This window comes from Pseudoalteromonas luteoviolacea (assembly GCF_000814765.1).
In the GTDB taxonomy this organism is placed as follows: domain Bacteria; phylum Pseudomonadota; class Gammaproteobacteria; order Enterobacterales; family Alteromonadaceae; genus Pseudoalteromonas; species Pseudoalteromonas luteoviolacea_H.
Genome location: NZ_JWIC01000007.1, coordinates 584,249 through 597,970, shown reverse-complemented (window position 1 = coordinate 597,970; position 13,722 = coordinate 584,249). Strand labels below are relative to the sequence as shown.

Annotated in this window: 7 protein-coding genes and 2 CRISPR repeat arrays; all 7 genes read right to left on the bottom strand. The window is 40.8% G+C overall.

Annotation, left to right across the window (positions count from 1 at the left end; genetic code table 11):
* Positions 1-40 precede the first annotated feature (40 nt).
* A CRISPR array of direct repeats spans positions 41-2,289; the repeat unit is 28 nt; unit sequence TTTCTAAGCTGCCTGTTCGGCAGTGAAG.
* 169 nt (positions 2,290-2,458) lie between these two features.
* Positions 2,459-3,010, bottom strand: a complete 552-nt coding sequence (cas6f, locus tag JF50_RS16955) for a type I-F CRISPR-associated endoribonuclease Cas6/Csy4 (RefSeq protein WP_039610579.1) — start codon at positions 3,008-3,010, stop codon at positions 2,459-2,461.
* A gap of 9 nt (positions 3,011-3,019) precedes the next feature.
* Positions 3,020-4,024, bottom strand: coding sequence for a type I-Fv CRISPR-associated protein Cas5fv (cas5fv, locus tag JF50_RS16950; RefSeq protein WP_039610578.1), 1,005 nt, complete (start codon positions 4,022-4,024; stop codon positions 3,020-3,022).
* Between the two features lie 8 nt (positions 4,025-4,032).
* Positions 4,033-4,989 (bottom strand): type I-Fv CRISPR-associated protein Cas7fv, encoded by a 957-nt coding sequence (gene cas7fv, locus JF50_RS16945; RefSeq protein WP_039610577.1) that lies wholly within the window; start codon positions 4,987-4,989, stop codon positions 4,033-4,035.
* A gap of 19 nt (positions 4,990-5,008) precedes the next feature.
* Positions 5,009-7,963 carry a CRISPR-associated endonuclease Cas3'' gene (locus JF50_RS16940; RefSeq protein WP_039610576.1) on the bottom strand — a complete coding sequence of 985 codons (2,955 nt, stop codon included), beginning with the start codon at positions 7,961-7,963 and terminating at the stop codon, positions 5,009-5,011.
* Positions 7,960-8,973: a type I-F CRISPR-associated endonuclease Cas1f gene (gene cas1f, locus JF50_RS16935; protein WP_039610575.1), complete on the bottom strand. Its 1,014-nt coding sequence runs from the start codon at positions 8,971-8,973 to the stop codon at positions 7,960-7,962. Before cas1f ends, JF50_RS16940 begins: the two co-directional genes overlap by 4 nt.
* 95 nt (positions 8,974-9,068) lie before the next feature.
* The gene (locus JF50_RS16930; RefSeq protein ID WP_039610574.1) at positions 9,069-9,899 is read right to left on the bottom strand and encodes a helix-turn-helix transcriptional regulator; all 831 of its coding nucleotides are present in this window, start codon (positions 9,897-9,899) and stop codon (positions 9,069-9,071) included.
* Between the two features lie 753 nt (positions 9,900-10,652).
* A CRISPR array of direct repeats spans positions 10,653-13,140; the repeat unit is 28 nt; unit sequence TTTCTAAGCTGCCTGTACGGCAGTGAAC.
* 211 nt (positions 13,141-13,351) lie between these two features.
* On the bottom strand, positions 13,352-13,633 hold the full coding sequence (locus tag JF50_RS16925; RefSeq protein ID WP_039610573.1) for a hypothetical protein: 282 nt from the start codon (positions 13,631-13,633) through the stop codon (positions 13,352-13,354).
* Positions 13,634-13,722: the final 89 nt, after the last annotated feature.

Genomic DNA, 13,722 nt, shown 5'->3' with positions numbered 1-13,722 from the left:
CAGTGAAGCAAAGTAAATGAAATTCTATCACCCCATTTGATTTCTAAGCTGCCTGTTCGGCAGTGAAGTTCTAGTGACCCCAACTGTTAGGGGTCATCTATTTCTAAGCTGCCTGTTCGGCAGTGAAGATATTGTTATCCTTCGTTTCCCAATGGGTTCTTTTCTAAGCTGCCTGTTCGGCAGTGAAGTAGTCCGAACGTCAAAGAATAAGTCCACTTATTTTCTAAGCTGCCTGTTCGACAGTGAAGCCACCATATTAACTGCCGTTGATATTATGCTATTTCTAAGCTGCCTGTTCGGCAGTGAAGGTCAGGAAAAAGTTCGGTGTAAAAGTGCTAGATTTCTAAGCTGCCTGTTCGGCAGTGAAGAAAGATGTTAAGCAAAAAAGACTTCCTTCCGTTTTCTAAGCTGCCTGTTCGGCAGTGAAGTTCATCGAGTCTCCAGCAGCTCTGCCGATAAATTTCTAAGCTGCCTGTTCGGCAGTGAAGATAAGGAGATCAAGATGACTAGAAAAGTGCTCTTTCTAAGCTGCCTGTTCGGCAGTGAAGCAGAAGATTTCTTAATGTCGATAACAGCTAACTTTCTAAGCTGCCTGTTCGGCAGTGAAGTAGTTAAGCATTACCCTTGCGCTTTTTATTATTTTCTAAGCTGCCTGTTCAGCAGTGAAGTTTTCTGGATGGCTGAAATGGAAGGTGCAAAATTTCTAAGCTGCCTGTTCGGCAGTGAAGTGATACATGTGCCGACAGGCAACCCTTTTATTTTTCTAAGCTGCCTGTTCGGCAGTGAAGCATTGTATGGGAAGATTCGTTCGTCGTTTCTTTTTCTAAGCTGCCTGTTCGGCAGTGAAGACACCCCCGCACCCCAAGAGCAAAAGTCTCCATTTCTAAGCTGCCTGTTCGGCAGTGAAGCACACTGCTAGATATTGGGAATCAGAAAACAATTTCTAAGCTGCCTGTTCGGCAGTGAAGTTTCTTGGACATTGATATTCCACTATGGGAAATTTCTAAGCTGCCTGTTCGGCAGTGAAGCTATAATGGATTTAATAATAATTATATTAACTTTTCTAAGCTGCCTGTTCGGCAGTGAAGTTTGCACTTAGACAGCATTATGAGCAGTTTCATTTCTAAGCTGCCTGTTCGGCAGTGAAGGCGGGCAGGAAGCGAAATCTAGCACTACTAACTTTCTAAGCTGCCTGTTCGGCAGTGAAGAGTGCTGGTCGGTGGTGGTGCGCTTCTATTGGTTTCTAAGCTGCCTGTTCGGCAGTGAAGGGTGGGAATATTTATCTTTCCCCTATGAATATGTTTCTAAGCTGCCTGTTCGGCAGTGAAGAACTCAAAGCAAGTCCAGCAAAATTACTTACATTTCTAAGCTGCCTGTTCGGCAGTGAAGTAGTAGGAATAGCTAAGCGCTGTAACATTCGATTTCTAAGCTGCCTGTTCGGCAGTGAAGCGATACAACAGCTTACTTTGGTAAAGGTTCAATTTCTAAGCTGCCTGTTCGGCAGTGAAGGGTATTGTGTTGATAGGGAGGTCTAAATAAATTTTCTAAGCTGCCTGTTCGGCAGTGAAGTAGTCGAGTTGGGAGGAAAAGTTGAGTTTGTTTTTCTAAGCTGCCTGTTCGGCAGTGAAGTTGTCTCTTGGTTGCCATACCGTCTTTATTCTTTTCTAAGCTGCCTGTTCGGCAGTGAAGTTAACATCAACGTCATGCTTCGGCTTGAGAGATTTCTAAGCTGCCTGTTCGGCAGTGAAGTTTAACTCTAAGGCAACGTCATAAGTTATCGATTTCTAAGCTGCCTGTTCGGCAGTGAAGCTACTCTTTCAATGCTCGTTATTGAAGCCGTATTTCTAAGCTGCCTGTTCGGCAGTGAAGAGATGTAAATGTCGGATGGCTTCAATTAGTTATTTCTAAGCTGCCTGTTCGGCAGTGAAGGCCAAAAATAAATATCCACTCTCAAAGTTTTATTTCTAAGCTGCCTGTTCGGCAGTGAAGCTCTGACTACTATGCAAGTACTAACGCCGAATTTTCTAAGCTGCCTGTTCGGCAGTGAAGTCGGTCATCAGATATATTTGCAAGTAACTTAATTTCTAAGCTGCCTGTTCGGCAGTGAAGGAGCTTAAACATCGGGTCCAAAAGAAAGTCCATTTCTAAGCTGCCTGTTCGGCAGTGAAGAGCAAACTGAATTGCTTTGAGTAATGTATTAATTTCTAAGCTGCCTGTTCGGCAGTGAAGATACCCGTTCCTCAGTTTAGTGTTGATTATAATTTCTAAGCTGCCTGTTCGGCAGTGAAGTATAGAATAAATGAAAAAAGATAAGTTGCAACAACCTATTAAGGCAAAAAACCTATTTTTACCTTGTTTAAAATAGCATATTGCAACCTGCTGTATTTTATACACATTTTTAAAGAGCAAAAAATAAAGGGTAAAATTACCCTTTATCACTTTCTTACATACTGTTTTTTTAAAACCACGGAACTGTAGCTGATTTACTTAAACCGAATTGATCAAAGCAGCCTTGCACAGGTGATTTTTTGATTTCACTAAATTGCAGATAACGACGATGCTTATGCCCATTTGAACCACTCTCAAGTTCAAAATATGGATTATCGAACCCTTTAGTAAACATTTTGGCTTTATAGCTTTTCACCTGTTCATCACTAATAGAGCCTCGCTTAATTAGGCGTTTCAATTTTGAGTGAGACATCGTGCTTTGAATTCGAGAAACTGTTCGGTATTCACACCCACTTGGTACAGCTTGAATATCACTCACATCGCAGTAACCCACCAACCCACCTAACCAATTCAACCCTGTTAAATCATGGAGCATGGCATCATTACTATGTATACGCATCACACGCCCTAGCTTCACTTGGTAGTTTGGAAAGCTGACACCAATACAGTCTGATTTCAACGTAAACAAAGCTTTATGTAGTTTTGTATACACTTTATTCAATAAAACATTTTCACGCATCTCAGTATCTGGTTTTATTGTGATTTCAATATAACTATCCACTATCACCTCCTATATCCGTATATTACTGACATATGCCAACCCTTTTTTACCTAAGTAAAATGATGAAACCCCCGCATTTTCGATAAGCTGAGAGAGTTCTTTTGCCTTTTCACGGGGAATATCAATTTCAATGGCAAGTTCACCTGAAGCTTTGGTCATTAAGTGCTTTGTTTTGCCCACCCCTTTTACCATCTCTTCTCGTATATATGGGTTACCCCATATTTTTTTCTTTTCGCCTGTAGTATATCGCCCCATAAAATCCTTTTTTGTGAAGCCATTATTAGAGATACCACCGATACCACCAACTTTGGTTTTGGCTGTACTCATATCATATTTATTGCTAAGCCTTTCGAGCTGCAAGTAGAGTGCTGAACAATACATGCTAATGGGTAGAACCAATCCTTTATTATTGATACCTTTGAACTTTTCAAATTTATCTGCAAGGTATTGATAAGCTTGTGCGAGCTCGCCTTCATTTTCTAACGGCTTTTCCTTATTTAGCTCTTCCAATCGTGCAACTAATGTCAACGGTTCAGCTGAAATTGGAGAGAAAATTACCTCTTGACCTAAGACAAATCTAATTAAATTAGGCATATCTAACGATAAGACCCCCCAAAAACGTTCTGCATAATCTGAGGTAAAAATGGGGTCATTAACTTTGATCATGCCAGTAAACGCGTTTTGATCAGTGCTACCTGTAATGTTTCTTATATAAGTCATTTCAGCATTAACTGCTGTGGGCTTGTCAACGAAACTAACAAGCTGCTCTATATCTTTAAAAAAGTAACTATCACTATTCCTTGATTGATAAAGCTTACGTTGGTCACCAATCAAACGATTTAGTACCCCCATCACTGTATCAAGTGTCACTCTGCGTTTGATAAAGTTTTCAGGCTTTTTTAAGTTCGTCATCGACCCAATAAATTTACGCCCTGTTTTAGGCAATACTTCATTGTTACTTCCTTCTAAAAATGAATTTCGCCAACTGGATTCATATTCGATGGTTATTTTCATAACCACCTCTACTTAGCTTCAAAGTAGGTTGCAAAATCTGTTTGCGGCTGTGAACTGGTCTCACTTTCGTCACGCTTAATACGCATCATTTTATTGCTGTCGTTATAATCGATAACCATTTCATCAACATACATATATGATTTCGCTTGTCGAATGGACAGCTCTGCAATTAGGTTAAGGGTAAATTGTACTAGTACTTTAATTGCATCTTGATTGAGTAAAATGCCATTTTCACCTTCATCGAAAATCGTACCTTTACGCACATAATTCGTGTGAAAAGTGGCTTTGGGTGATAACTCAGGATTCAGTTTTTGAATAAACTCTTCAACTGACTTAGCTACTTCTTCACCTTGTCCTTCTTTAATCTGCATTGCTTCGCGGTCAAACTTTTTATCAAGAGAAATAAATTGTAATTGCTCAATGCTGATTGAACCGTATGAAATGTATTTAGTGTCACCAAAGGTGGTTTTTGAAAAGAACGATGAATTATCACGTTCACCCGCTTGCCCAAATTGCTCAAAATTACCATTACCTAATTGGTCAACAAAATCTTCTATCAATAACGGGCTTGTACGCTTATTTTGGCTATTTGGTACAACATAGCCACGTACTAAACCTGTTACCGATGACAGCACTTTAGTTAAATTATCCAGCTTCGCTTTGTTTGCATAGTGAATATCAAATGCTTGCGATCTAAATAAATGATGGCGTATACAGTTTTGGCTGATGTAAAGCGGCGTTTCCTTAAAGTCTATATCGGTCGCCTGCTTTTTATATTTGTACCCTGTTTCTTCTTTTATTTTACCCGTTAAGTTTGAGTAGCCACGCAATTTAGGCAGTGTATGATTATCAACTGTCTTTCCGTCATCACCCGCAAGTGTTGTAGGTCCATTCCAATTCACTACTCCGTGACCTAAGGCGACAATTTTAAAATCGACACTTTTAATTCCTGTTACTTTTTCCATGTGTTTATCCTTTCTAAGTTTATGATTGAATAATTTTGTTGAGTGGCATGGCACCAATTACTTGTTTGGTGCCTTTTAAGTAATAAATTGCTGATTCATCGCACTCGTTTTCACCTAACTTCGTTAGTAAATCTGACGGCGTGTAACTTAAATAAATTGGATGTTGTGGTTCTACAGCAGCACCTTCTAAAACCTGTTTACGCAAACCAATGTTTTTAGCTGTAATACCTTTACTCGGGCTTGTTTCATCTATTTGATGGTGCTTTTTCGCTGCGTAATCGATGATGCCTGTGTTTCTTAGGAGAGTAAGTGACTCCGTATAGCAATTTGCAAAGTCGCCGTCTGACTCTTGCCAATCCATCGCATAATCATCTGTGATAGTGAAGTTATCGAAGCTTTCAATTTCCATCACAACCATTTGCACAAAACGACTATCGCCACGTAGCGACGACTTTTTTAACTTCTTTTTATCACTGGCTTTTTGTTTTTGTATAAAGCGAATTGGATCATGTACTTTTGCCGCAATGACTTTTGCACTTTCTTTTAATCCCGCAATCAAATCTTGCTCAACAGCAGCAACCCCTTGACTGGATTGATAAAAACGTTCATAAAGTTGATAAATTTCGTTGATTGTTAGTGGATGTTCACTGATATGATTTTGTAAAAATACATACCAAGCATATGCACTGCGATAACTGTTATTACCATTTAAAAAGCGGGCGCAACTGCACGTTATTTTGCCATTCGATTCTGGGATCATACTTGGCACAGCAACGGTATATTGATTAACAGTCTGGCTCTTACCAAATCGGTCTAAGCGCCCTAATCGCTGCAAAAAGTTTTCTGCCAAGGTAAATTCACTGGTCATTTGCAAGCTGGTAATATTCAGCGCCGCTTGAACAATCGGGCCACTTCGCAATACATCAAACTCTTTCGTGCCACCTGCTTTAAAACTTTCATAAACTTTGTTGAAAATAGCTTGCTTATCCTTTGTTTTAAACTTGCCATGAAACACAATGGCGTTTTCTGTCACTTGGTTTTGTATAAAAGCTTGTTGCGCAAGGGTTGCCGTATTACTGATAACAATGGTGTTTTTAGGTTGTGCTTTAAATAATGGATTCGTCTCGTTTTGTTGTGTTTCATCGAATAGCTCAAAATTGATTTGATAGTGACTAGGGTTAAAGCTCTGTATCGATTTAATGTCTTGTTTAGCGATTTCTAAAATATTCTCAATAAAACTGTAATTTGGCGTTGCTGAAACAAGTAATGTATTGGCGCTGCTCCCCATTAATTTTTTCGCTTGAATTAACTCCGCAAATAGCAAGTTAAACGCTGGCATGGGGATGTATTCATGAAACTCATCAAAAACGATGTGACTATTTAAAAATTCAGTAAATGCGGTCACATTAGTGTGTGTGGTAATGCTATTAATAACCTGATCAATCGTCGTTAATACAATATCACCAGAAAACTCTTGCCCTTGTGGTGTTAGCTCTGATTCACCTTGATTATTAATATATTTGAATTCCCCTGTGCATATTTCTAACTTGCCAGATGGAAGATATTCGTTACTAGTTAAGTCATGATAAAGGCCTTCGCACACTTGTACTCGTGGACAAATCCAAATGACTTTTTTAGCATCGCTTAATTTTGCCCATTCCAAAGCAATTTTAGTTTTACCACACCCTGCTGGGCCATTAAGTACAGCTACATGCTCGACATCTAACAACTCTTTGGCTGTGGCATTTTGCGCTTGATTACGCTCACTACCTCGGTATGTTTGCTCAAACCCATCTAAACAGATTTGTATCTGCTGAGTTAAATTACTATGCTGTTGAAGTGTTTTTTCAACTAGTAAATCCAGCGTAGCAGTTGTAATGTAATTACTGAGCTCTTCTGCACTTAATGCAGAGACTTGACGATCAGCACTGATCACACATGCCCTTAAAATATTAGCCTTGGCGTTAAAATTAATATCGTTCAGATAAGGCTTAAACAATTCTTCACATTCATACTGCTTATATTGTGGTAAATCAGTTTTTCGAAAACCCGAAGTTAGATCTTCATCATATTTTATTCGGCATTTTGTGAAGTCAGCATTCGTTCTAGGATGTTCATAATTATTTTGGAGTTTGACAACGTCTTTTAGCAAAAGCTCAGTATGCGCCACCAACTCTTGCATGCCTTTTTCTTTATAGGTCGCATTCAATTTACGGTGCACATCATTGAGCTTTAAATATTCATCTTTGCGAATTGGCTTGGCATGATGCCAAAAAACAGTATGTTCAATGAGTTGGAATAGTTTTTTATTTGGTAGTACTGGCGATAAATCAATAAACTGACATATCCACAATGAGATTTCATTATGCCTAGGGTGCTTTTCAAATGAGAATTTAGCAGCATCAATATGCAAACCATCTTCATGCAGTTCAATCACTTGCTTTTCATTTTTGTTAATAGTTTTTTCAAGCCACGTTCTGTATTCAGGATCTAATTTACCGATATCATGTAAACACCCACTGACAAACGCCGCTTGTTTTAAACCGGATTGTCCGCTACCAAATAATTGTTCTACTAATAGAGAGGCGACAGTGCCTACAGCAAAAAGATGTTCTGAAAGTAATTGCTTTTGAGTATTTGCATAAACGACTTCTGACATTATTTTTGTTTCATCCATTTTAAGATCATTAATTGTGGTGTAATTCACTGGTACAACTCCCTCTAGACTGAACTTACTCTTATTCCCCACAACCCACAAAAGCTGGCTGCGAGCGCGACTTCTGATCCAATGGCAACTCACAGCAGTGCTACGACTGGCAGTTTTGCGCAGCATCTTTTTAACGGTATCAAGCCCGTCTTGGGTGATCACGGTTTGCCATGTGTTGTCGCCAATGCGGTTGGCAAAGGCATCCAGCACCCGTCTGGTTTTCTTGAGGGCGTTTTTCTCACATTGAGATACAAATGTGACCATCATAAGGCGTCACCTTTTTGATCATTTTCAATGGCGGCTATTTGCTCTTCACTTAATTCTTGTAATGCCACTTGCTTTACTTGTTCAAACATATAATCAAGAGCTTTGTGATCGGTAAACGCTTGTAGGATTTGCTGGCGAAATTCCTGCTCGGTGGCATTTTCTTTGGCACAAATAAATGCCCAAGGCAGTACTAAGGCATCTTTGATTAAATCGGCAATGTCGAACACCAAAGCTCCGCGGCGGGTTTTGCCATGCATCACCGCAAAACCGTGAGGAATACCGAGCACCCACAAAGTGCAGGCAGCCAAACCATAAGCGAGATAATTGCCGTGGTTTAAAAAGTCGTTCGCTTTGCCTATATCAACAGGTTTTGATGATTGATGCTGGCGCTTAAAGCCCTCACAATTGGTGGCATTGGCCGCATATTTATAAAGTACCTTGGTGAGCTGTGCTTCGGTTAACAGCAGCTCTTGTGAATTAGTGGCTTTGTCTGTACGTGTAAAAAAGGTATCCAGCGCGGTTTGAATAGCTTTATCATCAAAGTTAAAGCCTTCATTTTTTAAGTCTCGGTCTTTTTGCCAAACTTGCTTTAAAAACGCGATCCGCGCCTGCTGAAAGTGCTTTGCAGCATCTAAGCGCTGTTCATCATCAAACCAAAATCCCATCCAGCCTTGCAGGTACTCTGTTGGTCGATACTCATTTTGCGGTGTCATCCACTCGATTTCACAGCCCATGTACAAAGGCGTTGCACCGCCGCCACAAAAACCGACTAATACACCTGCTTGAGCAAGCATGCGCATCGCAGCTTGTGTAATTGAAGTACCATTACCCAGCAAAATAACCGTGGTATTAGCAATAGGGATATTAAAATAGAGGTTCTCTTTGGTGGCTTCGGTCAAGTATAAAACGCGGCCATCTTTTTGCATGACGCGGCAATATTCTAGATAAAATAAGTTGGCGCGCTTTGAGTGCAAAATGGCTTTTAAATCGCTAGGGCTAAAGTCTTCCATCGTCTTCCACTTCCTTTGGGTTTAGACATAAGTTACTGATATCCAAGTGCAGCTTCAATGCTGCACGTTTCACCAGTGAAATTTTTTACAGGTGTTTAGTTCCAAAGTAGCTTTTGCTTTCTCAAAGTTCGATAGCAATCTGGGTCCATTACAATTTGCTGGGCTTCTGGGCTTGGGTGCTGCACATCTAAACGCAAGATACTTATTAAATAATTAAGCAACGCTGCATTGGTTTTGAGTTGTTTTTTGTTGCCGCTCATATCAAAGTCATGGGCAATGACTTGCTGAGCATAATCACTTAAACGCTGATCTGGCATGATGGTTAACGTGACTTCCTGTTGCCATGCTTCATCATCTTGTTTGTACTTTTGTGCCTTACATTTGAATTCAGGACATGCCGATAAGATGCGAGATAGTGAAAAGTCTCTAAACCCTTTAGCGTCCTCGCAATATGCTCTTAAATGATAACGCAGGCCAGAGTTCACTAGCGTATGTGGGCGAATAATACGCTCCGTTTCTCCACCTTCTTTAATCGACTGGTAACGGATATCGAGCACACTTTGCCGACGGCAAGCGTTTAATATGGGCCGTAAAATAGTGGGATTGAGTTTTCTATGGGGTAAAGGAAGCGTTGCAATCGTCGAGGTACTTAGGTTGTGTACATACTGCTCACCAATTAAATTGGCATACTCGGTAAAGTCTTGGGAAATATAGTTTGGTGTAAAGGGGGTTGCCAATACATAGGCTTTTTCAGACTCGTTATAATGCGCATCAATTTGGTAGCGTGCGATAAAGTCTGTTAGGTAACGCCGAGCGCTGGGTCTTGATAGTTTGAACTTATCTTGAAAAGTGCCTGTTTGGATCTCTCCTTGCCAAAATAACACCGCCTCAATGTATCTAAAATATTGCTCTTCCTTAGCCTGCATAAATCACTTTTAGTAAAATTAACGTGAACAAAATGTATCAAAACAAAGTGTTGAAGTCATTGATCCGCGACAAAAATAAGGCGCAACACGCTATTTTTTAACTAGCTCACAGTCTGTTTTAATCTAATTCATTGAACAGCTGTTATCTGCTAAATTAAATCGTATAAACTGAACAAATAAGTTAAGTAACCTATGGATAGACTACCAATGGATAGAATTGATCACTTAATTGATATGATACTCACTCGTGGTTCTATCTTCACATCCTCAAACAGGTGGTACCTATTCATCACAATTGGTTGTATGTTTTATTACTCGCTGTATTCACCGTAATAAATACCATTTTTCACAAACCTATCAGTGAGAATCGTTCTCGATTTCCATGATGCTCGGTTAACAGGGAAATTGTGTTTACAGGTTTTATTTATAGCCTCTCATTGAAAAAACCAATGGTTTCCGAGGCAAGCTCGGAATGACGGGGGGAGAATATGTAGACTTGTGGATAAGCACCACCAAGACTGCCTGTACGATACCTCCCACTCCCTGTCATCCTGATCAAAATCAGGATCCAATTTTTTATCGTTGAACCTAACAATTCATCACGAATATATTAGCTGCCTATACGGTAGTGAACCGAAATACTTCCTACACGGAGCTGAAATCCATCCATGGAGCTGGGTTACATCGCTCATCCATGACCTTATTCTAAGCGACTCACCCCTTGCGCTGTGAAACTTCGTTTCGGTCACTCATCACCTAAGCTGCCTGCACGGCAGTGAACTATTGGGAATCTGGCAGAAGTCCAGTGCCTGATTTCTAAGCTGCCTGTACGGCAGTGAACCAGCAACTACAAGCTGCAATGTACAACGTATGTTTCTACGCTGCCTGTACGGCAGTGAACAGGTATGTGAGCCAGTGTGTAGTGCGTTGTCATTTCTAAGCTGCCTGTACGGCAGTGAACCTCGGAACACCAATGATTTGAGCAACCTGTGATTTCTAAGCTGCCTGTACGGCAGTTAACTAGGCTTGTTGACGCCCGAAAAATACATTACCTTTCTAAGCTGCCTGTACGGCAGTGAACATTATCCAGCCGCACTTGAGCATTTTTGAATTTTTCTAAGCTGCCTGTACGGCAGTGAACATTATCCAGCCGCACTTGAGCATTTTTGAATTTTTCTAAGCTGCCTGTACGGCAGTGAACTTTTGATAACCGTGAAAGCCTTTATCACGTGGTTTCTAAGCTACCTGTACGGCAGTGAACACGCCACGTCTGATGAGATTAATGCTGCTCTATTTCTAAGCTACCTGTACGGCAGTGAACAAAGCCACCTGAAGACTATCCCGGCGCAAAAATTTCTAAGCTGCCTGTACGGCAGTGAACGAGGTCTGCGTACAGCTCATAATTAGATGAACTTTCTAAGCTGCCTGTACGGCAGTGAACGCACTGCGTCAGATTATAACGAGGTCACATATTTTCTAAGCTGCCTGTACGGCAGTGAACATATCAGTGACACAGGGGGGGTGGGGTCAATTTTTCTAAGCTGCCTGCACGGCAGTGAACCTTTTACTGAGTCCTTATCAATTTTAATTACTTTTCTAAGCTGCCTGTACGGCAGTGAACGAGTTAACACAGCTAGAACGTCTAACTGTTGCTTTCTAAGCTGCCTGTACGGCAGTGAACGATAAGAAAAAAAGAGTTGCTTTACTGCTACATTTCTAAGCTGCCTGTACGGCAGTGAACGATAAGAAAAAAAGAGTTGCTTTACTGCTACATTTCTAAGCTGCCTGTACGGCAGTGAACACCCGCAGATGCAGCCGAGCGCGCAAGTACATTTTCTAAGCTGCCTGTACGGCAGTGAACTGTGGTCATCATGAGAAATACGGAATTCGATATTTCTAAGCTGCCTGTACGGCAGTGAACCACCATCTACGGGAGTTGCGCTTATATATTCGTTTCTAAGCTGCCTGTACGGCAGTGAACAACATTCCAGTGACTTAACGTTTCTTGCGATCTTTCTAAGCTGCCTGTACGGCAGTGAACTATCCAAAGATTTTCCAGTTATGTATTTTTCATTTCTAAGCTGCCTGTACGGCAGTGAACGTGAGACGTGTTACATCCAAATCTCTGGTGAATTTCTAAGCTGCCTGTACGGCAGTGAACTGGCCTTTTCAACGTCTGGGTTTTTTGATTGTTTTCTAAGCTGCCTGTACGGCAGTGAACTAGTTAAGTTTAAGAATTGCGATAGTGGTGAATTTCTAAGCTGCCTGTACGGCAGTGAACTGGCCTAGCGTGCGTTCTCTCTATGATTTGATTTTCTAAGCTGCCTGTACGGCAGTGAACCAGGGGTGACTGGGTGACCAGCTTTTTTTGAGTTTCTAAGCTGCCTGTACGGCAGTGAACTTTTTAAAGGGTGGTGGAATGATTTAGTAGGATTTCTAAGCTGCCTGTACGGCAGTGAACGCTAAAAGTTTTGATTTTCTAGATACAATAAATTTCTAAGCTGCCTGTACGGCAGTGAACGGAAGCTTGCCAGAAGTCCTCCAAAGTTATTATTTCTAAGCTGCCTGTACGGCAGTGAACTGTATGCGAATATGAGGGGTTTTGACAAGTTTTTTCTAAGCTGCCTGTACGGCAGTGAACTATGGGATGTTGACCCTATAGAAGCTTGTAATTTTCTAAGCTGCCTGTACGGCAGTGAACAAAATTCGATTGGCTGGGCGGTCACCGTATTTTTTCTAAGCTGCCTGTACGGCAGTGAACTATTTGAAGGCGAACTCAATTTAAACATCATCTTTCTAAGCTGCCTGTACGGCAGTGAACGGAGCGGTCGCTTGGTTGGCTCATATAAAAAATTTCTAAGCTGCCTGTACGGCAGTGAACTCTCAAGACTTCTATAGAAGAAATTGTATAACTTTCTAAGCTGCCTGTACGGCAGTGAACCAGACGGCGGGAATGGGGGCGGCGATGGTGGTTTTCTAAGCTGCCTGTACGGCAGTGAACGTGCTATTTGGTTTTTGACTCGACTTTTTTCATTTCTAAGCTGCCTGTACGGCAGTGAACGAAACAGTTTTATCAAAGCGTGCTCTAAAGTCTTTCTAAGCTGCCTGTACGGCAGTGAACTTGATATTCACGACTTGCTAACGCATCTTAATTTTCTAAGCTGCCTGTACGGCAGTGAACTCTAAGGCAAGCAATGACGACCGAGTTTTAAATTTCTAAGCTGCCTGTACGGCAGTGAACTATGAGTTTTTAACACAAAAACATGTGAATACAAGCACCTAACTAAATAATTCAAAAAACACCATGTTTTTTAGGTGGTTTGTAACTCATTGATTTTAGATATTATGATACTAAACAAAAATAAAAAGGTATTTTGGTATTTTTGCACCCACCAAAAAGGCCGCTTTACCGGCCTTTCATATCACCTATTATTTAACAACAAGGTTTAACTTTATTTATTTGCGCAGTTGTTCAAGCAACGTCTAATAAAATCATTACAGTTTGTCCAAGGTGGTGCCCACTTAACACAGGCATTATAGTCACTTTGACATCGAGCCTCACACGCATTTGATGGCGTCAACAACGCTAACACATTAGGCTGAGCTGGATAAGTAGCAGAAGTCACACCATCCACTGTTAAAGTTTGATTTACAGTGGTCGATTGTGTATCGACTGCAATAGCAGCTGCACTCATTCCTAAACAGCTAATCGCAGTGAGTAGTACTTTTTTCATGGTTTCTCCTTGAATGGTCTGTATCAAATTAAGACCATAAAACGCTATCAAAAACACAAAAAATTAACAATTGAGTTATTTTTAACTCA

Coding starts and splice junctions, on each gene's coding strand:
- cas5fv (WP_039610578.1), bottom strand. CDS start 4,024: ATGAAAATAACCATCGAATATGAATCCAGTTGGCGAAATTCATTTTTA.
- cas1f (WP_039610575.1), bottom strand. CDS start 8,973: ATGGAAGACTTTAGCCCTAGCGATTTAAAAGCCATTTTGCACTCAAAG.
- JF50_RS16925 (WP_039610573.1), bottom strand. CDS start 13,633: ATGAAAAAAGTACTACTCACTGCGATTAGCTGTTTAGGAATGAGTGCA.
- JF50_RS16930 (WP_039610574.1), bottom strand. CDS start 9,899: ATGCAGGCTAAGGAAGAGCAATATTTTAGATACATTGAGGCGGTGTTA.
- cas7fv (WP_039610577.1), bottom strand. CDS start 4,989: ATGGAAAAAGTAACAGGAATTAAAAGTGTCGATTTTAAAATTGTCGCC.
- JF50_RS16940 (WP_039610576.1), bottom strand. CDS start 7,963: ATGATGGTCACATTTGTATCTCAATGTGAGAAAAACGCCCTCAAGAAA.